The 18,374-nt window shown below is 31.7% G+C and carries 23 protein-coding genes; 3 read left to right on the top strand and 20 right to left on the bottom strand.

Features of this window, described 5'->3' with window-relative positions; genetic code table 11:
• Positions 1-35 precede the first annotated feature (35 nt).
• From ABW637_RS02460 to ABW637_RS02450, 3 genes are all read right to left on the bottom strand, one after another.
• Positions 36-797, bottom strand: coding sequence for an RDD family protein (locus ABW637_RS02460; protein ID WP_367583043.1), 762 nt, complete (start codon positions 795-797; stop codon positions 36-38).
• A 228-nt stretch (positions 798-1,025) separates the two neighbouring features.
• Positions 1,026-1,490 carry a DUF1877 family protein gene (locus tag ABW637_RS02455; RefSeq protein ID WP_367583042.1) on the bottom strand — a complete coding sequence of 155 codons (465 nt, stop codon included), beginning with the start codon at positions 1,488-1,490 and terminating at the stop codon, positions 1,026-1,028.
• Between the two features lie 139 nt (positions 1,491-1,629).
• On the bottom strand, positions 1,630-2,034 hold the full coding sequence (locus tag ABW637_RS02450; protein ID WP_367583041.1) for a nuclear transport factor 2 family protein: 405 nt from the start codon (positions 2,032-2,034) through the stop codon (positions 1,630-1,632).
• Positions 2,035-2,170: 136 nt separating this feature from the next.
• Here ABW637_RS02450 and ABW637_RS02445 point away from each other — a divergent pair, with 136 nt between their 5' ends.
• Positions 2,171-3,061 (top strand): LysR family transcriptional regulator, encoded by an 891-nt coding sequence (locus ABW637_RS02445; RefSeq protein ID WP_367583040.1) that lies wholly within the window; start codon positions 2,171-2,173, stop codon positions 3,059-3,061.
• Between the two features lie 62 nt (positions 3,062-3,123).
• On the opposite strand, the gene ABW637_RS02440 is transcribed toward ABW637_RS02445, so the two are convergent.
• The 13 genes from ABW637_RS02440 to ABW637_RS02380 form a co-directional block, all read right to left on the bottom strand.
• The gene (locus ABW637_RS02440; protein ID WP_367583039.1) at positions 3,124-3,621 is read right to left on the bottom strand and encodes a hypothetical protein; all 498 of its coding nucleotides are present in this window, start codon (positions 3,619-3,621) and stop codon (positions 3,124-3,126) included.
• A gap of 193 nt (positions 3,622-3,814) precedes the next feature.
• Complete coding sequence (locus ABW637_RS02435) at positions 3,815-4,798, bottom strand: hypothetical protein (RefSeq protein ID WP_367583038.1); 984 nt, start codon at positions 4,796-4,798, stop codon at positions 3,815-3,817.
• 94 nt (positions 4,799-4,892) lie between these two features.
• Positions 4,893-6,326: an amidohydrolase family protein gene (locus ABW637_RS02430; protein WP_367583037.1), complete on the bottom strand. Its 1,434-nt coding sequence runs from the start codon at positions 6,324-6,326 to the stop codon at positions 4,893-4,895.
• A gap of 189 nt (positions 6,327-6,515) precedes the next feature.
• Positions 6,516-7,112, bottom strand: a complete 597-nt coding sequence (locus ABW637_RS02425; RefSeq protein WP_367583036.1) for an RDD family protein — start codon at positions 7,110-7,112, stop codon at positions 6,516-6,518.
• Between the two features lie 196 nt (positions 7,113-7,308).
• Complete coding sequence (locus ABW637_RS02420; RefSeq protein WP_367583035.1) at positions 7,309-7,983, bottom strand: hypothetical protein; 675 nt, start codon at positions 7,981-7,983, stop codon at positions 7,309-7,311.
• 87 nt (positions 7,984-8,070) lie between these two features.
• Positions 8,071-8,532 (bottom strand): HAD domain-containing protein, encoded by a 462-nt coding sequence (locus ABW637_RS02415; protein ID WP_367583034.1) that lies wholly within the window; start codon positions 8,530-8,532, stop codon positions 8,071-8,073.
• Positions 8,529-9,038, bottom strand: coding sequence for a hypothetical protein (locus tag ABW637_RS02410; RefSeq protein ID WP_367583033.1), 510 nt, complete (start codon positions 9,036-9,038; stop codon positions 8,529-8,531). Before ABW637_RS02410 ends, ABW637_RS02415 begins: the two co-directional genes overlap by 4 nt.
• 122 nt (positions 9,039-9,160) lie before the next feature.
• Positions 9,161-9,562 (bottom strand): lipocalin family protein, encoded by a 402-nt coding sequence (locus ABW637_RS02405; RefSeq protein WP_367583032.1) that lies wholly within the window; start codon positions 9,560-9,562, stop codon positions 9,161-9,163.
• Positions 9,563-9,777: 215 nt separating this feature from the next.
• Positions 9,778-10,437 (bottom strand): hypothetical protein, encoded by a 660-nt coding sequence (locus ABW637_RS02400; RefSeq protein WP_367583031.1) that lies wholly within the window; start codon positions 10,435-10,437, stop codon positions 9,778-9,780.
• 112 nt (positions 10,438-10,549) lie between these two features.
• Positions 10,550-10,996: a hypothetical protein gene (locus ABW637_RS02395; RefSeq protein WP_367583030.1), complete on the bottom strand. Its 447-nt coding sequence runs from the start codon at positions 10,994-10,996 to the stop codon at positions 10,550-10,552.
• A 238-nt stretch (positions 10,997-11,234) separates the two neighbouring features.
• A complete protein-coding gene (locus ABW637_RS02390; protein ID WP_367583029.1) occupies positions 11,235-11,834 on the bottom strand; it encodes a hypothetical protein in 600 nt (199 codons plus the stop codon).
• Positions 11,835-12,262: 428 nt separating this feature from the next.
• Positions 12,263-12,778 (bottom strand): GNAT family N-acetyltransferase, encoded by a 516-nt coding sequence (locus ABW637_RS02385; protein ID WP_367583028.1) that lies wholly within the window; start codon positions 12,776-12,778, stop codon positions 12,263-12,265.
• Complete coding sequence (locus ABW637_RS02380) at positions 12,771-12,947, bottom strand: hypothetical protein (RefSeq protein ID WP_367583027.1); 177 nt, start codon at positions 12,945-12,947, stop codon at positions 12,771-12,773. The genes ABW637_RS02385 and ABW637_RS02380 overlap by 8 nt, the downstream gene beginning before the upstream one ends.
• 226 nt (positions 12,948-13,173) lie before the next feature.
• Here ABW637_RS02380 and ABW637_RS02375 point away from each other — a divergent pair, with 226 nt between their 5' ends.
• Complete coding sequence (locus ABW637_RS02375) at positions 13,174-13,584, top strand: Lrp/AsnC family transcriptional regulator (protein WP_367583026.1); 411 nt, start codon at positions 13,174-13,176, stop codon at positions 13,582-13,584.
• Positions 13,585-13,699: 115 nt separating this feature from the next.
• Here the strand turns inward: ABW637_RS02375 and ABW637_RS02370 are convergent, their stop codons facing one another.
• The 3 genes from ABW637_RS02370 to ABW637_RS02360 form a co-directional block, all read right to left on the bottom strand.
• On the bottom strand, positions 13,700-14,878 hold the full coding sequence (locus ABW637_RS02370; protein WP_367583025.1) for an alpha/beta hydrolase-fold protein: 1,179 nt from the start codon (positions 14,876-14,878) through the stop codon (positions 13,700-13,702).
• 117 nt (positions 14,879-14,995) lie between these two features.
• Entirely contained in the window at positions 14,996-15,787 is a 792-nt protein-coding gene (locus ABW637_RS02365) for an AraC family transcriptional regulator (protein WP_367583024.1), read from the bottom strand.
• 300 nt (positions 15,788-16,087) lie between these two features.
• Positions 16,088-16,783: a DUF4919 domain-containing protein gene (locus tag ABW637_RS02360; RefSeq protein WP_367583023.1), complete on the bottom strand. Its 696-nt coding sequence runs from the start codon at positions 16,781-16,783 to the stop codon at positions 16,088-16,090.
• Between the two features lie 277 nt (positions 16,784-17,060).
• Between ABW637_RS02360 and ABW637_RS02355 the strand changes: the two genes are divergently transcribed.
• The gene (locus ABW637_RS02355) at positions 17,061-17,720 is read left to right on the top strand and encodes a hypothetical protein (RefSeq protein WP_367583022.1); all 660 of its coding nucleotides are present in this window, start codon (positions 17,061-17,063) and stop codon (positions 17,718-17,720) included.
• 24 nt (positions 17,721-17,744) lie between these two features.
• Here ABW637_RS02355 and nadD read toward each other — a convergent pair whose 3' ends face one another.
• Positions 17,745-18,326, bottom strand: coding sequence for a nicotinate (nicotinamide) nucleotide adenylyltransferase (nadD, locus tag ABW637_RS02350; protein ID WP_367583021.1), 582 nt, complete (start codon positions 18,324-18,326; stop codon positions 17,745-17,747).
• Positions 18,327-18,374: the final 48 nt, after the last annotated feature.

Here is an 18,374-nt window from a genome sequence, read left to right as displayed (position 1 = left end):
TAGGGTGCTATGATTTATATACAATGTTAGTACCTTTATTTATTCATTTCTATTAGTTCCCACTTTCCATTCGGTTCCTTTGTCAGATAAGCACTGACATTTAAATCGTTATCATTTCCGAGTATTTTTATTTCTAATTGAGCTTGTCCGTATCCGTTTGAAATATTTACACTACCTGTCGGCATCATTCCATATCCTTTAATTCCACCTGTTTCATCCAAAATTTCCTGATTCTGTTCAATTTCTTTGATTGCAACTTTGTATGCGTCAGAATTTTTCATTGCAGTTCCAGCAAATAAAAATGTGAATGTAAAAAAGGCAAGTCCAACTGCTACTAAGGCTAAAATTCTTGGCAATTTTGTAGGCTTATTAGGATTCTTAACGACTATAGTTTTTGCCGTTTTGTCACCAAGCCTTTTCTTTTCTTGACTTGAAGCAAGAACGATAAATTCAACTGGCCAAATTAGAATGAACAAATTTCGAATAAGTAATCTCCCAAAAGAAGGGGTTTCACTTCGATTGTTGGCATCTCTTACCATAATTCCCATAATCCATTTTCCAACACTTATTCCTTTAATTGAATCTTTAGCGAAATAAAGAAGAAATCCAGGAAGCATAACTGTTAGCATCGTTGTTGTCATTTTGCCCATATTATTTTCGGCCATAAAATTTGGGCCAAGAGCTAAAAAGACAATTGATACCATTAGGAATGTCATCACAAAATGGTCAATCATAAATGCTGCTATTCTTCTTTTTCTACTAGATAGGTTTAACTGTTGTTCTTTTTCTTCGCTCATTTTAGTTTTTTATTGGTGCTAACGTTTAATATATGTGTCTTAGTAGGGCAAAATGTTACCCAACATTCGACAATGTTTGTGCATTGGTTGCTAATTTTACTTTCTGCAAGCATTGCACCTTACCAAACCTGCCTGCCATCCGCCAGGTAGGCAGGAATACAACAACCATTTGGTTAGTGATGTAGTGGCTATGACATCATATATCTTGTTGTACGCAGGTTTTATTCTTTAATTATAGTTTATTGCAATTCCGTCATTCAATTCAGATGCTCTTTTAAATCCGGATTTATATATTTTCAGATGGTAATTATCTATGTATTCCCAATAAAAATCATATTTAGCCCGATAGATATTATTCTCAATTAACTTTTTTTGATCATAAACGTTTTGCAAATCCTCAATTCTAATTAATTCCAACATTTTGTGTATTAGTTTAACGTCGTCGGATTTTATAAATTGATCATCTAATTTACTCAAAACTTTGTTAGTTGAAATATCGCATTCTTGTATCAAGAATCGAGTCACAGCCCAACCTTTATCCATTGAAAATACCGTATCATTTTCTTTATGATATTTACCATAAATACTTGCGTAATTTTCGTCAAGAAATTCTTCCGCGACTTCTGGTTGGATTTTCTTTAGTTCCTCAATTTCAGAGTCAGATATTCTGTATAATTCACAAATTATTCCCAAACTCAATATGCTTTAATGCTGTTTTTCAATTTGCTGCGATACAATATCCAATTTTTTTCGCAGATCCCAAACCCATGTACAATTAGTATTAAAATTATGTATACCAAATTCAAGATCAACTTCCTGTACTTCGGGGAATTCACCGTTTTTGTTTGGTGCCTATTTCCTTTTCCAAATGCCATATTTTGGAAACTATTTGCCATCCCTCTTCTCCATTAACAAAGCCAAGATGGTCTAGAAATACGTTATTGTGTGCTCTGATTCTTATTTTTACCGTTGCGCAAGCAGGGGATAACCAATCAATCATTAAAATTTCTGCTTCAGGCTCCTGTTCTTTACTCGCAGGCGACACCCTTCCTCCGACATCTTTACTAAAACTAGCAATAGACTCGACAAAAACCTTGCCTTCATCAACATCAAAAAGGCTGGAGCTTTTGTGAAACACCTTATTGAGCCTTTTAGTATCACAATAATAAAGAGCATCGAAATAAATTTGCACTGCGTTTAGTAAGCCGGAAGTTGAATTCATTTTTTGCTTTTGCATAAAATTTACGTTTTTATTTTTCTACAAAACTAAAGTCATTATTAACACAGATATAATTTTAAAATTGAATGATTTTAATGGTGGGTTGAAAAATTTTCAGATATACTATAAAGAGTATTATTGTAACTTTGAGCCTATGGAAATAAAGTATTTTAGATTGATAAAAACGATAGCCGAAGAAGGAAGTATTGCGAATTCATCTGAAAAATTATTTTTAACACAATCCGCTTTAAGTCATCAGCTTAAGGATTTAGAAGGTCAATTAGGATTTAAGGTATTTTATAGAACTCGAAATAAGTGGGAACTTACAGAAGAAGGTACAGAGTTATATAAATTGGGTAATGCAATACTTGAAAGTATTGAGAATAGTTTTGAGAACATCCAACAAATACGAACTGGTTCAGTTGGTAGCATAAAAGTAAGTACAGAATGTTATTCTTTTTATCAAGCTTTGCCAAGCTTTATTCAAAAAATGGGCTTATTATATCCTGAAATTAATGTTGATTTAATTCTTGAAGCTACACATCAACCCATTACTAAAATATTATCAAATGAAATTGATATAGCCATAGTAACCTCAAAACCTGAGAATGATATATTAACAAGTATTGAGATTTTTGAAGATGAGATTTTTGCAATAATTCATAAAGAGAATGAATTAAATACATTAGAATTTATTGATGTAAGTAACTTCTCAGAAACACATTTAATTATTCATTCTTTTCCATTAGAAACAGTCTCAGTTTATGAGCAGTATTTGAAGCCAAATAAGATAATTCCCTCTAAAATTTCTGCTGTTCCACTTACAGAAGTGGCTTTAGAAATGATTAATGCAAATTTAGGTGTGATATGTATGCCAAAATGGGCGCTAAAATCGTTTAAAATTTCTGATAATTTGGTGTATAAAAGAATCGGTAAAAACGGTTTAAAAAGAAGTCATTATTTAGTGGTTAGAAAGTCGGATACCACTAAAAAATATATTCAAGATTTCATTTCAAACTTTACAGATGAATTTTCAATGAAATAGTTTTTTTAGCTTACAGATAACATAATAAGTATGATATTATACTTAGTGTTGTGGCACCTTTACTATTCAAATACTAATCCACAATGGTTACATTCACTATCTGTCAATTCAATTTTCTCAAAACAACCGGGGCATTTATCATGAACAATTTTTATGTTTTTTTCAACCTCTTTTTTAATATCAAAATCAATATTTTTTGATTCATCTTCTTGGAATTCAAGTTTGTTTTTACCAAAAAAAAGAGATGTAGTTTGTAACCAATATTTGAAGTATACTCCGTTAGAGTTTTTTGCAGTAATAATTTCATGTGATAAAAGAGAAAACGGCAAAACAATTTCAAATAATTGACTACTCTTGTTTTTAAAAGGATTATTTCTCCAGTCTTCTGTTTTAGGTTTTTTAACTTCAATTAGTTCTAAGTCATGCTTTTCAATAAATATGATAATTTCTTTTAGATGAGATTTAAAAAAATGAAACAATCTTTTGATCATTCTGTAATTAAAGTAAATTACTAAGCTAAAAAGTATAACTCCAAAAATAATAGATTGAGTTTCGCCCATATTCTAAATTAAGATTTATTTTATTTTCGCGATGTGCTACAACGTCTCGGCTCTAGTTAGTACGGGACTTGAAAGTAGTGAACTTTCGATTTAGGACTTAGCCAAATCAAAAGATTTGACGGTGATAGCTGATATGCCAACCTTATATCTTAAACACTAAACCCGTATTAATTATAGCCATTGTTGTGCGTCGTTATTTTTTCGTTTGTTTTAGAATCCAATCCATAAGTTCATATTTATTTATTGCATCCCAAGTTGATTGAGTATTCTTTTTTTGTGAAGGATTATCTTCGGGTTGTAAAATAATTAATTCGGTATTTTTATTTCCTGACAGTTCCAGCTCAGCTAAAAAACCAACTATATCTGTCGAATTATTCTCATACAAGGTTCTTAGTTGATTTGTTAGCTTGTATTTTATTGCAGGTTCTATATACGCTCTAACATTGTAGCGTCTATAGATCTTTACATTTTTATTTTTTTCATCAAAGTAACTGTATGATGAGAAATTGTGATAACTCTCTGGATTAGTTTTGGGCGTACCTTTCAAATGTGTTTCCAACAAATAATTTATAAATTTTGGTTCCCAAAGGTCAATTCGGTTAATTCTGATATCACGTTTATGTTGATACCATTTTCTTGTAAAATCCAGTGTAAAATTGCAAATAACAATACCTTTTATGTTGAGTTGAAACTCGAAACCACCCTCTTTCATAAATTTAATATATCGCATCGCTCTATGTCCTACTAAACTTGCTCCTAAAAAGAAAATGTTTTCATTTGGTAAATTATGTTTATTAAAGATTTCTCGAATTAGCTTATGCGCAGAAATTATAGATGATTTAGAAAAGTAAAAGTCAAGAGGAATTTCGGTTGAAACTGACAATACCGCAAAGTCTTTTTCAGATGCTTGATTATACATCTGCTTTGCACTCTTATTTCTTTTGTCATATTCTGAATCCTCAAGAAAAATAAGCACTCCTTTAATAGAATTACTTTTTGGAAGCATTAGCGTGTAACCCTTTTGAATTAACGGAAGAAAGTCCTTTTCTCCAGTTCCGATTCTAATACTATCATTTCTCTTTGGCTCGTAACTTTCAATAATGTTTTGCGAGACAATTTTGTTATGACAACTCGTTATTAAAATCAGTAAAAGAAATAGGTTGAAAATCTTGTTCATATTCTATTTTCTCAAATTACACACAACGTTGCGTGTATGAATCGTTGTGGTGAATCCACTAATGATTTATACACCTTGCTTGTTAGCGGTAGTTTTATTTTTCAATTATTAAGTTTTCTAAATACCTAAGAGCAGAAGCCATTAAATTCTTCCTGTTCCTAGCTTTTTGATTAAAAGATTTGAGTATCTCCCTATCTAACTTTCGCCCTTTTACAAAAACTGATGAAGGATTTTTTAGAGTTGATAACGCAATCAAAGGGTTACTATCTACTATTAATAAATTAGCAACTTTACCCTCTTCAACTGTTCCAATAGAATTCATAATAGAATGTGTTTTAGAAGCATTTACGGTAGCCGTTTTCATTACTTCATAATTAGATAGGCCAGCTTCTTTGTAAAATTTTAGTTCCTGATGTATTGAAAATCCTGGAGGGGTAACACCAATGCCTCCATCTGTTCCACAAACTATATTTACACCTGCTTCGTGTAGCTTTTGTACAATGGTAATATGAAAGTCGTGTTGGTTTTTTATTCTATTAACTACAGTTGAGTCTTTTTGTTTGGCATTGAACCAACGATCAAATTGATTTTTACTGTCTACTTTTTTGATAAGTGGATTCATGTAATCCAATGATTCTGAATCTAAGATCGAATCATCTATCATCATTTGATAGATATTATTAAATACTACGATTGTAGGGCAATAACTGGTATGCTTTGAAAGGGAAATAGAATCAATAATAGATTGTAATTTGGTCGTATCTAAATCAAACTTCAACGGTTGTTGTACAATTTCTTCTGCATGTTCGATGGATTTGATTTGTGATTTCAAATGATACGAAAATGGCACTTTTTGTGAAGGATGAGCAACGATATCAATATTAGAAATTTCGGCCTGTTTGATCACAGCATCAAAGATTTCTTTGTCCAATCCGTAGTAAGTTTTGATTAAATCGTAACCTCTGTCTTTATACGAGATCACTTTTTCTTTAGCTTCACTCGGATTGGTTAGATTTAAATTATCGTCACCAATAAATTCAGTTCCCGTTAGTTTAGGACCCGTGGTAAAAAAGGTGGGAGAAAAAATATTGTTATTAACAACATCCTCTTTAATTCTTAGATGCATAGGCATACCCCATAAATTTCTAACCGCCGTGACTCCATTTGACAGGTAGAGACCAAGTTCGTATCTATCCCAAATATGAACGTGCATATCGATAAGACCTGGTGTTATGTATTTGTTTTTTGCGTCAAAAATTTGAATTTTATCGACCTCAATAGTGTCCGCAATCTTTTCAATTATACCTTCTTTTATGTATACCATTTTGTCTATTAAAACAGTATCCTGATTCATTGGTATTACATTAGCGTTAGTAATAAGATAAGAATCAATAGCTGTTAGTTCATTCTTATCAATATTCAGATAGCTGGTTTTTCGTGAATCGACCCAAAGTGTAATAATCGAGGTTAGCACTAATAATCCTATGAGTGCTAATACAATCTTTAATAAACGTTTTAATATTTTCATTTATCTAATTACCGCCAACGTTTAATATATGTGTCGTAGCTGTGCAAATTGTTACCTAACCACAGACATTTTCTGCGCAGATTTTATATCTTATTCAGCTTTAAAATCGATGCGCCATAGCAAATATAAAAGAACCTTTGGGTTATCACTTAACTGCTATGACATCATACTTAGTGTTAGCATTAGTTTTTATTCCACTGAGTCTTTAACAACATTAGTTTTGGATAAATAATCGTGAATTCCGTTTTTTACAAACAAAAAAGAAATTCTATCAAAAGGGATTAGCCTGCAAAAAGTCCGTGCAATGATATCAGAATTATCAGGTTTTTCTCCATTCATTTTTACAACTTTGGTTTGGGTAATAAATTTCCCGACTGTCTTTTGGAATTTAATTTCCATAATTGCGTAATATGCTACAAAAGTTCCAAATATCAATAGGTAACCGAGAATTGTAATCAGCCCGGAATCGGTTGGATTAATGAATAGTCCAACGATAAAAGTAGTAATTGATGCTAAAACCAACCAGACTATAAAGTCAATGATAAAATTCAAAAATCGAGTAAAGGAACTGACAACGTTTGAGTCTACTTTTTCCTTTTTCTCTTTTTCAATAGTGGCCTTTTCCTTTATTTCGGCAAATTTGCTTGTATCTATATTGCGTTTTTCTACTTCAGAATCCGCCGCTTCGATTGCAGTCGGATTATATTTTCCTCTTTCTACAGTTACTATTTTAATTAATTCTTCGTCAGTCCGTTGGGACATAACTTCTTGAAATTCGTTTTCCATTCAATTTTAATTAATGCTAATGTTTAATATATGTGTCGTAGCAGGGCAAAATATTACCCAACATTCGACAATATTTGCGCATTGGTTGCTAACTTTTACTTTTTGCAAACATTGCGCCTTACCAAAAATACTACAACCATTCGATTTGTCACCTAACTGCTATAATCACATATGTATTGTTGGCACACGTTTTATTTTACATATTTAAAGTGTCAATTTGAACTTTTATAGTATCTAACAGTTTTATTTTATCAATTTTCAAAGTGAAGATCTTTTGGACAGTAGAATCATTGTCGTAGCTCAATCCGTGATCTTGTTTAACCTCAATAATTGAATCGCTAATGAACTTATATTCTTGATGGAAAAGATCATAATCTACATCATATTCCAATGAAAGAGATTTTTTAAGAATCCAATCCTCATTAAAGAGATGTAAATCAATATATTCTTTTTTTCTATCGGATTCAACAGTCTGGAAAGATAAAATAACTGGATTAATTCCGTTGGTTTTAGGTTTAATATGTTTAACAAAAACTTTATCTATATCTGATAAAATATAATCTTTGTCAAAGATATTGTTATAGAATTTTGCATCGAGATTAGAATTGTTGTGTAAATGATAGTATAGGGTGTCAGAAATTGGGAATTTAGTTTTTTCAATAGGTACTATCTCCTTTTTTGAAGTGTTGCTCTTAAGCACAATTTTGGAATTCTTTTCGCCTTCTTTATTAGAACTATTGTTTTCCATAGAACTTTGTTGAGTTTGGGTTTCTGTCAAAGATTTTTGTTCCTTTTTTTTAGAAGTTTTAGAATTGCATCCGAACATACTTATACAAAGCATTATTGATACAAAATGTATTAATCCTTTCATAAACTTTTCTATTTAGCTCAATGTGTGCCAACGTTTCTTGTATGATACGTTTGCCTACCGCATGCAGCATATGCATTATATAAATTGTTATGTTCTTTTTATTTTTCCAATTGCTAGTTCGAACTTTTCCTTATCGAACCCTTTTTGCAATTCAGTTAATATTAATTTTTCCTTATATTTTTCTTCCAATCCATTTAGAGATTTATCATCGTCAATTATGAGGAAATCAGAAGTGTTATGTTCTTCAATAAATCTTAATATTTCATCTTTCCTAGTCCTACAATCATCATATTCAGGCAAGAAACCACTAATTTGGTTTTTAATATTCCGATTTCTGAAAATTTGATTGAATTCTTCTATTGTTTTTATAGTTCTCCTTGTTGAACTTAACCAAATTTCAAATTCCCATTTAGATAGGAGCTTGTTCAAATTAGTTACACAATCCTCATTAAATTTAGAATAACCATCTGTATCAATTTCGTCAGCCTTCCACATAGGAGTTGTAATTAAAACTCCATCCAAATCTAGTATCAATACAGACTTGGTCATTTCTTAAGTTTTTGTTTGGCTTTTATCAACCTATTCAATTCCTCAATAACATTTAGTTTTGAGTTTTTCGGTAAATTAACATAACCCATTCCTCCAAAAATTACTTCCCAGTATCCTCCTTCATCCATTATCATTTGTCCAACAACTCTCATTTCAGTTTCGTTTAAGGACATTGGTAAGCCAATAACCTCAAGATCATATTCAGACTCGGCATATATCTCTTTAAATACAAATATTTCTTCTCCATCTCTTTTTTTCTTCTCAGGTAGAACTTCGATAATAGTTCCGTATGTCAATATTTCACTGAAAGGATCGTTATTAGTTAGTTTATACCTATTATCAGAAACTTTGATTACGTCATAATTTGCCGTTGAAGCTTCGTCGGGCACGTACATTTTTATTTCTATAATTTCTTCTTCGTTCATTTTGGTAATTGAACATAACGTCTTGGCTATGGTTAGTACGGGAATTAAAAGTGGTGAATTTTCGATTAAGCACTTAGCCAAAACTTTTTATTTTTCACTTTTGAAGACAAGTCAAAAAGATTTGGCGGACTTTATAAAAATACACTAAACTTTGAGTTAAGCACCAAAACTCGTATTAATTATAGCCATTGTTAGCAAATGTTTTACTGTTTCATTCTTACAAATTCATATATAAACTTTTTATTGTCCAGAGGAAGTTCTTGTAATTTTAAGGAATCTTTACTAATATTTAAAATTTTATATCTATAAGTTCCAACTTTGCCTTTTATTTTAAGAATATTATTTTTTAAATACCATTTTTGATAAGTGATTTTATTATTTGAGCTAGGTCCGTTATCAATAATTACATCACTATTTTTCTTAAAATCAAAAATATTATCTTTGTACTGATAAGTCAGATATTTTTTTCCAGACTCGGTTACAATTTTTTTATCATCACTCTCAAATGTCGTGTTTACTATCTTCCATACTCCGATAATTCCATTTTTTTCCTCTTGTTTACAGGATATAAATAGCATTATAAATACTAAACTAATATATTTCATTTACCAATTTTTGCTAACGTAGTTATATAGTTACCAAGGTAACTATATGTTGTAAATATTAAAAATATAGGGACTACAATAAAAAGATAACTTTTATTGCCTGGATCTGCCTATCGGCAGACAGGATTGCAAATACAAGTAAGCGCAATGAAAGTAACTCGCAAGGATTTCAAATCCATGCTATCGGGTTTGATTCATTTTTAGATGCTTATTTGTTACATTTTTAGGCGAATGTCGTTAATAACATGAAAGTCTATTCGAATAAAAAAAACCTCGCCCGTGTTTACTTCCATAAGTTTCATTTGCGCATAGCCATGTAGTTTTTGCGAGCCTCCTGGTATGTTTCCTGCTATTAAAGTTGGGTCATTAAAATCTTCCACTTTTTCAAGAACAACTTCATTATCATCATCGGGCAGTAAAACAAACTTATTTTCAATTTCGTTTAGTTGTCCTAAAGTTTTCAGGGTTTGGTATACTGTATAATCGATAGCGTTTATAACACCAAAATCACTATTTTTTGGAAAAACGGCTACTGATGGTCCCACCAATTTAAAAACACCTTCTTCAAATTTTGGGTCTTCAGTTTTCCTGGTGATTTGTATGTTTAAATCAAACCTCTTTGCATTTTCAAATTTGCCCAGAGATGAAGTAAATTTTGATGTAATAAAGCCTTTTTTTAATGTAATGGTATTAAATTTAGGATTATTAATTTGCTCGGGTGATGTATCAAAAACTATCTGGTTAGATATTCTATAGATGATATAATCTTCATTTGCACGCGTATCAGTAACGGTTTTTGGGCTCGAAATATCCTGACTATAACAGCTTGTAAGACCAATGAACAGCGTTATTAGAAATAATAAATTTTTCTTCATTTATAAAAGTTTGACTTATTCTTTTACTTTGGCGGACTCTATAAAAATACACTAAACTATGAGTTAAGCACCAAAACCCGTATTAATTATAGCCATTATTAGCAACTGGTTTTTACTCAGTAGGTATATCCCCATTGCCTGCTTTTACTATTACGAATCCATATTCCACGTCATCAGGCACTTTATATTTCTTCCAAAATCCGCCACCAATTCCAGCTAATTGCCCTTTTTTATCTTCAGTTTCAAGTCCATATTCTCCGAAATAAATTTCAGGTCCGATGTCAAATAAAATTGAATCAGTATCTATTAATGAGAAAATTTTCTCTTCGCTTGGATTAAGTTTAAACTTCTTTTTAATAACAACAGATTTGTCAGTTTCATTTCGCAAGAAGATTTTATATGACGCTCCTGTTTTTTCATATTTGGCAGGAATTATATAAGTTTCATCTCCTTTTTCAATAATTTCATTTCCAAGTTTGTCCTTATATCTATTCTCATTTTTACAACCAAATAGAAATAATAGGATTCCAATTGTCAATATTATTGTTTTAAGCTTCATTTTTTATGCTCTATGCTTGTCGTTAACGCTAAATATATGAATCGGAGCAAGGCGAACATACCTGAACCAATTGATCTATCCCTACCTACCTGGCGAATGGCAGGCAGGTGCGCAATTTTATTTCTTATTAAACTTATAAAAATTTAGCGCCTTTGCAAAAAGGAAAAGCCCTTTCGATAGATCACTAAACTTTGCTCTGATTTCATATATAATGTTAGTATTTGATTATAGTTTCCTTTCAGTTAGTGCTTTCAATTAATCGGTCAAACTTTGGAATTTCAAAGTCCATCTCTTTTAATGATTTTTCCTGTATGTTAATTGCAGTTATAATATTATATTGTCCGGCACCAGTATTTATAGAATATTTCAAAGGCAATCTTCCTGTTCGTTTAATGAACTCTGAAAAATAATATGAATAGTTATTCTTATATCGGTTAATATCAATTTTATATGAATCGGTAAACCAATAAGTGATTTCTATTTTTTCAGATTTGAACTTCAGCCCCTTACATTTATGCCCTAAAATGTAATCGTCTTCAACTTCAGTAACAGAAAAATCTTTGGATACATGTTTTGAAGCATCATACCAAAAAGCTTGTTGGTGATTATCTTTAACATAAGCATATGTCAATTTAGTTCTTGTGTCAAATTGACTTACCGTCTCCGTATCTTGAAATGGATCACTCGAAATAGATTTATATTGACTTTCCTTATAATAGTCTATTTGGGTTGATTTAAACATCTTCATTGCTTCTAATAAGGAACTATCCGATTCCTGACCTACAATTTGTAATTTTACTTCATAAGTCACGATTCCTTCAAATTCTTGTGAGCACAAAATGTTAGATGTCAGAAGTAGAAGTAAAGTGAGTAATCTATTTATCATTTGTTATAATGTTCGTTAAGATACATGGTTTACACAAGTTAAAGATTAGGTGTTTACACTAAATTAGCTTCTATTCTTGTTGCTTGTTGTTTCTTTCTTAGGTTTCTTTGATCAAAGAAACGTAGGGTATGTTATAAGCGATACGTTTCGAATTGGTACTAAGGCAAATATAATTTTTTTGCTTTTATCATTTTCTGTAAATGCCCGCCGAAGAACTACAGTTACCAAAATATAAAATAAAAATGAACTGTAAATTTTATAGTTGGCGACTTAGCAAACACACAGATACCTTTTGATTAAGCCCAAAACCCCTATGTTTTCTTATACATTGTTGGCAGTAGTTTTTCTTCTATTTCTAGATTTTCAATAGTCTTGTATATTTATATTTTTTTTGAGAAAACTATATTTTCATAGCCTTTTCCATTGACTATAAAATTTAATTCTCCAACGTTTTTAAATTCATTTCTTTCATAGAATCTAATGGCTCTGTTGTTTTTTATGTAAACGGTGAGCCACATGGTATCTAATTGCAATTTTTTGGCTTGCTCTTCAACAAAAGTTAGTAATTGTTGTCCAATTTTTAAGGGTATAAAATCATTTAGGATGAAAATTCGTTCTAATTGACAACTGTTTTGTGATGTAATATTTTCGTTTGACGCATTTACTACTAATTTCGCATAACCGACAGGTAAATCATCTGCATAAATAATATAGAAAAGTTGCTTGGGATTGCTTATATTCTGTTTCGTTTTAAAAACTGAAAAATTCTCGTTAAGGTATTTTAATACATCGTTTTTGTCTTCGATATAATGACCATGAGATTCAGCCCATGTTAATCGACCTAGAAGTGCTAAAACCTCTGTATCTGCTTTCGTAGCTATTTTTATTTTAATCATGACTATTCTTGTTTATTCGTAATCTTCTTATATGATAACCATGAAGCAATACAGCAATTGTGCAGCCTACAATTATTGGTGTAGCACTAATTAATGCACCATATAAAATGTAACCTGTATTTGCAATTAGTGATATTAAACGTAGTTTATATTCACCTTTGGTGGACATAGAATATAGATTGATAACTAGAGCTGTATAGCCAATACTATCAATTAAAAATGGATTCATGTTTTATCTTTTTCTGTTTGATTAATTTATATTGGAAACTATTCTGCTTAGACACTACAACACAAATATAGAATGCATTATCTTATTTTTGGTTTATAATCGAATTAATAATTGTATATTTGGATTTGATTATATCGAATAAATAGTAAAAAAATTACGATTATAAATGGATACATTAGATAAGAAGATACTTGAAATGCTAAAAATTAATGCTAGAGAAAGCTTCGCTAATATTGGAAAAGAAGTAGGATTGTCTGCTCCTGCCATAGGCAAGCGTGTTAGGCAAATGGAAGAAGAAGGCATAATCGAAGGCTATGCTCTAAAAGTGAATCATGAAAAATTGGGCATTGAGACTAAAGCCTATATAACATTAGTAATACATCGAGGACCAACAGGGTCAACTGATGCTCAAAAACAAATACAAGCAATGGAAGAAGTACAAAGTTGTGATAGAATTACTGGTGATGATTGCTTATGCGTTCTAGGTTATTTTAGAAACAATAAGCATCTTATTTCCTTTCTTGAAAAAATCGCAGAGTATGGTGCTTCAAAAACGAGTATTATTTTAGAAGCGTAATTTATTCCCTTGAAAGGTTCTATAAATAGCCAAATTTTTCTCATCCGAAAAAATAGAATCCAAAGCTGTGAAGTAAATCCTTTTGTCATTAAGACTAACGAATAGATATAATTCCTCATTTTTTCCCCATTTGGTTCTTGAGTCTTTGAAGCCACCTTTTAGCAAGCGAAAAATCTGGATCAATTGTCAGTGCTTTTTCGAACATGACCTTAGCACTTTCAAGCTGACCTTGAGCTCTGTGTAAAAGACCCATTCCGAGATAAGATTCCTTCCCTTCAGGATACACTTCTAAGGAATATTGAAAGATTTCTTCTGCGGCAATTAAATTCTTACTTAGTATCGTGTGAAAACCAAGGTTAAATATGACCGCAATAGGTGGCTGGATTTCATACCCGTATCGTTTTGATAACCTATCGAAATGTTGTGTCACTTTATCCAACGATTCCAGGTTTTCACGGGGATTGAAGGGATTGAAGTCAGGATATAACGCAAGAAGAAACTGTGTAAAATCCATCGCTGGTACATGACCCTGGTTCGCCAATTCATCCACTTTATAGGTAAAGCTCTCTGGTTTATGGTCAGCTAAAACACGAGTGAATTCAGAAACGTGATTTGTTAATCCCTCATCATCGCTGTAAATGATGTGTAGAAATCTGTTTTCCGAAAGCGTTTTTAACGGACCTGATTTTATTTTTTGTTGAAGCTCTGTCGGTATAATACTAAGGGACGGACTGCTTGCGAAGTAGCCATTAAACAGAAGAGGGTTGTTGAGCAGCGTGTAAACACTGAAAAACCCACTGTTAGAACCGCCAAAAAGGACTTTGAACGGAGCAGTCCGGTAGTTATTATCAACGTGCGGTATCAGCTCTGTCTCAAAAAAGTTAATATAATTATCCGGAATTGTTGTGTCTTGATTTCCCCTTGTTGGCAACAAAATGCGATTTCCTTCGGGTAAATCTATTCCAATAAGTATCATCTCAGGAATTTGTCCTCCGCCCATGTAGTCTAGTGTAGAAGCTAACATGGCGAACCGAGCTCGGTAATCTGAACCCAACATATACAGCACGGGATAGGTTTTCCTGGAACTATCGTAGTTAGCAGGTAAATGGATTGATAGTGGAATAGTTTTGTTTAACACTTTTGACTGAAGTGAAGATATTTCGCCTAAGGTAACTGCTGGTTCACTGTGTTCTGTTAAACGAGGAGAATCAGGATCTTTTTCTGTCTTTTCTTGAGCAAAGACAGTGTTTAACGATAAAGCACATGACAATATTAGTAATTTCGTTGTTTTCATATTTTCTTCTTTGTGTTTGCAATTCATAATTTCAACCCGCCAGCGGCTCGTTTACTAAAAAGGTCTATTTTGAATTGATGTTTATGAATTAAAAAGACAAACATACTTTTTGAGAGATTACCAGTCTTGTAAAATCTTGCTATTCTTTTTATAATCACCAGGAGTTACTCCAACGTATTTTTTGAAACTATGCGTAAAATGACTTTGGTCATAAAAGCCTGATTCAAGCGCAATTTCTACCAAAGGAACATCCTCATAAAAAAGCTTTTTTGAGTTTTCGATTCTAATGGTAGTTAGATATTCCAAAGGTGTTAAACCAATGTTCTTTTTAAAGCTTTTTTGTAGTTTAAATTTATTCACTCTAAACTTTTTTTGTAGCGTTTCTAAAGTGATTGATTGGTTATAATTTAGAGACAAGTAATTTAGGATATCGTCAAAAGGTTCGTTAGCATATTTTTTAAAACTTGGTTGATGAACATCATTCAAAGGATCCAAAAAAAGGTTTTCAATGATTTTAAAAATTGATGCTTCGTTTATGTCAAACTCACCGTTACGATATGAGATAAAATAAGGAAAGCTTGCCAGATAAGAATAATCAGCATTTATTTTTTTTGCAACATTTTTGATTACGTCATCGCTTATGTAAAGCGCCTTATAGGCCCAGGCATTTTTTTTATTGCTCCAGTTTTTATGAATTGAATAAGGGGGAATTAATTGTATTGCATTCTTACTGACCAAAAATCCTGAATTGTTAAATGCAATGTTTTCGCTTCCGTATTCGATATAAGCAAGACTCCAAGATTGATGAAAATGAAAAGGGAAGTTTTTATCGATAAACATAGCAGACTTAAGCTCAATACCGTCTAGCATTGATAATTTTGTTGTCTTTACTTTGTTTATTTCTATCATTTAAATTTGAATTTGGGCATTTGTTTTTCTCTAGTAAAGACAATATTTAGTGATATAACGATTATTAGTATTACTAATTTAGTAGTTTTTATATTTCCTCCTTTTGTCAATATGTTTGGTAACGATTAGCTATGCGTAGTGCGGGAGCAAAAAATCACTATTCTTCGATCTAGCACTTAGCCAAAGTTTATATTTTGTTTTTATATTTTCTAAAATACTAAATTTAATACTTTGGCGACAAACCAAATAAGCAATAACCTTTCGATTGAACCTAAACTCCGCATTATCGCATAGGTGTTGTTAGCCACCGTTTTTTATTTTCTCTTTTTCTTCTTTAGTGAACATTTTTTCAGCTGCGTGATTAATATTGAAATGTAATGTTTTTGTTTCCTTTTTAGATATCATTTCTAAGATATCAAGAAAGTAACCATTTGAGTCATCTCCTGAGCCAGTTATTCCTATTTTACCACCTAAAATATATTTAATCAAAGTAGCTCCGTCACTTGGGTTTAAAACAAAATAAGGGTTTTTAATCGTTCCGTCTCCACTTGACATTATTGAATAAACTATTTTCATAAATTTCTTTTTGTGAAATTCAGAATTCGGCTTTTCGAGTTTCATATAAGAATAACTCTTTTCCATCAAAGCAGAGAAATTAAGAGGATTTATTTTTAATAGACTATCGGATTTTATAATAGCCTGATCGAACTTTTCAAGTTTCACTAACTTATGTATTTCTCTTTCTGTTTTTAAAGTTTTATAAGGCTTGTAATTCTCTTCAGTTGTGTGTCCAATTAGCAAAGCAATAATATCGGAATTTGTTAATGTATCATCATTGTCATTAAATCTCTCTAATAATTTGGGATAATATAAAACACTTGTACTATCCTGACTTTGTCTTAAAATAGTTTCAAAATCTTTGTGATAGTTAAACATATTTTGAGAAAAACTGGAATTAGCAATAAACAGTAATAAGATTAGTATATTTTTTTTCATTTGCGTTTTATATGGTGGCTAACAATGATATAATAACAATTGCTATTATATCTTATATATAAATGTAGCAATATTAAACAAAAACCAGTCAGTATTGTTTAGTATTAATGAAATTGTCGATCTATATAAACATTACAGATTAGTTGCCAAGCGTATCGAAGCGAAAAATATATAGGGTCTTGTATTTTTAAAGCTTCTTTTGAACAAACAATTGCACACGAACAGACTATAATCTATAGTTTTTGTACTTTTATACGTACTCTTAAACCAATACCACATGAAAGCGCTGTATAAAAATCCAATAGCGATTATTCTTATCGTACTTGCCATTGCAGCTTATGTTTATTTCGAAGAACAGTTTCCGCCGGTTGATCTTTCTAATTTAGATCCGGGCAATGTGATTGCCATGTTGGGTTATATATCGGTTATTATGCTCATTGTAGAGCAATTTATAGAGATTTTTGTAGATGATCCGGGTGAGAAAGAAAAAAAGAGATGCAAAGACCGTATTGCCGATATTGATAAATATATGGAAGATATAGACGCTCCTATAGACCCCATGATGATTGATCCAGAAGAACCTTTAACCGACAAAGAGGAAGAGGGTAATATCAAAGAGGAAGACCGTAAAATAGCCGTGATGATGAAAGAAAAAAAAGGGTTAGAAGAACGACTTGTAAACCATGGAGTAAAAAGACATCGAAGAACCACAATTATAGCATTCGCAATCGGGCTGGTCCTTTCATTCTCGGGATTACGCCTAATATCAGGAATTATCTTTAGTGAACCAGAAACCGAAGCAGAGTTGTTTAAGATACAAGTGACTATTATACAATCTATCGATATTGTTCTTACCGCTGGTATTATTGCGGGAGGAAGCGGTCGAATGCATCGCCTTCTTAAAAGAATAAAGGCGACTATAGGGAACAATTACTAGGTAAAATATTGTGTTTGTTGATGGTTACCTGTAAAAATTCATTTCATCAATATATGCCCATACTTCTTTAGCCAATAGAGGTCTTATATTTTTACCGTCGGTAATAGCGTTACGAATAAAAGTTGACGAAACTTCCATGATTGGGGCATCTACTTTATGGATTTTTGGATGATCTTTAAACTGAGTTTCGATACTACCTTCAGCAATGCGTGGATAGACATAGATATTATGATTTTCTAAAATCACTTCATAGTTTTTCCATTTATGAAAACTTTTAAGGTTGTCTTCTCCCATAATGAGATTAAACTGATAATCAGGATAGTGTTCTTCAAGGTGTGCAAGGGTATACACCGTATAATTGGGTTGTGGTAGTTTAAATTCTATATCGCTGGGCTTTAGTTTTGGATAGGATTCTGTAGCGCGATATACCATTTCATATCGTTGCTGATTATCTAGCAGCGAACTTTTCTTTTTGTGAGGATTATGCGGGGTGACTACCATCCATATTTCATCAAGACCAGAATACTCTGCCATATGATTGGCGATAGCTAAATGACCCACATGTATTGGATTAAAGGTCCCGAAATATAGTCCGATTTTTTTCATAGAAAAAAGTCTTTTTTTCATTTCCTTGAAGGCGGAAATCTTTTAATT

This window comes from Aquimarina penaris, from assembly GCF_040786285.1.
Taxonomy (GTDB): Bacteria; Bacteroidota; Bacteroidia; order Flavobacteriales; family Flavobacteriaceae; genus Aquimarina.
The sequence above is the reverse complement of the archived record's forward strand: the minus strand, read 5'-3'. Positions and strand labels throughout refer to the sequence as shown.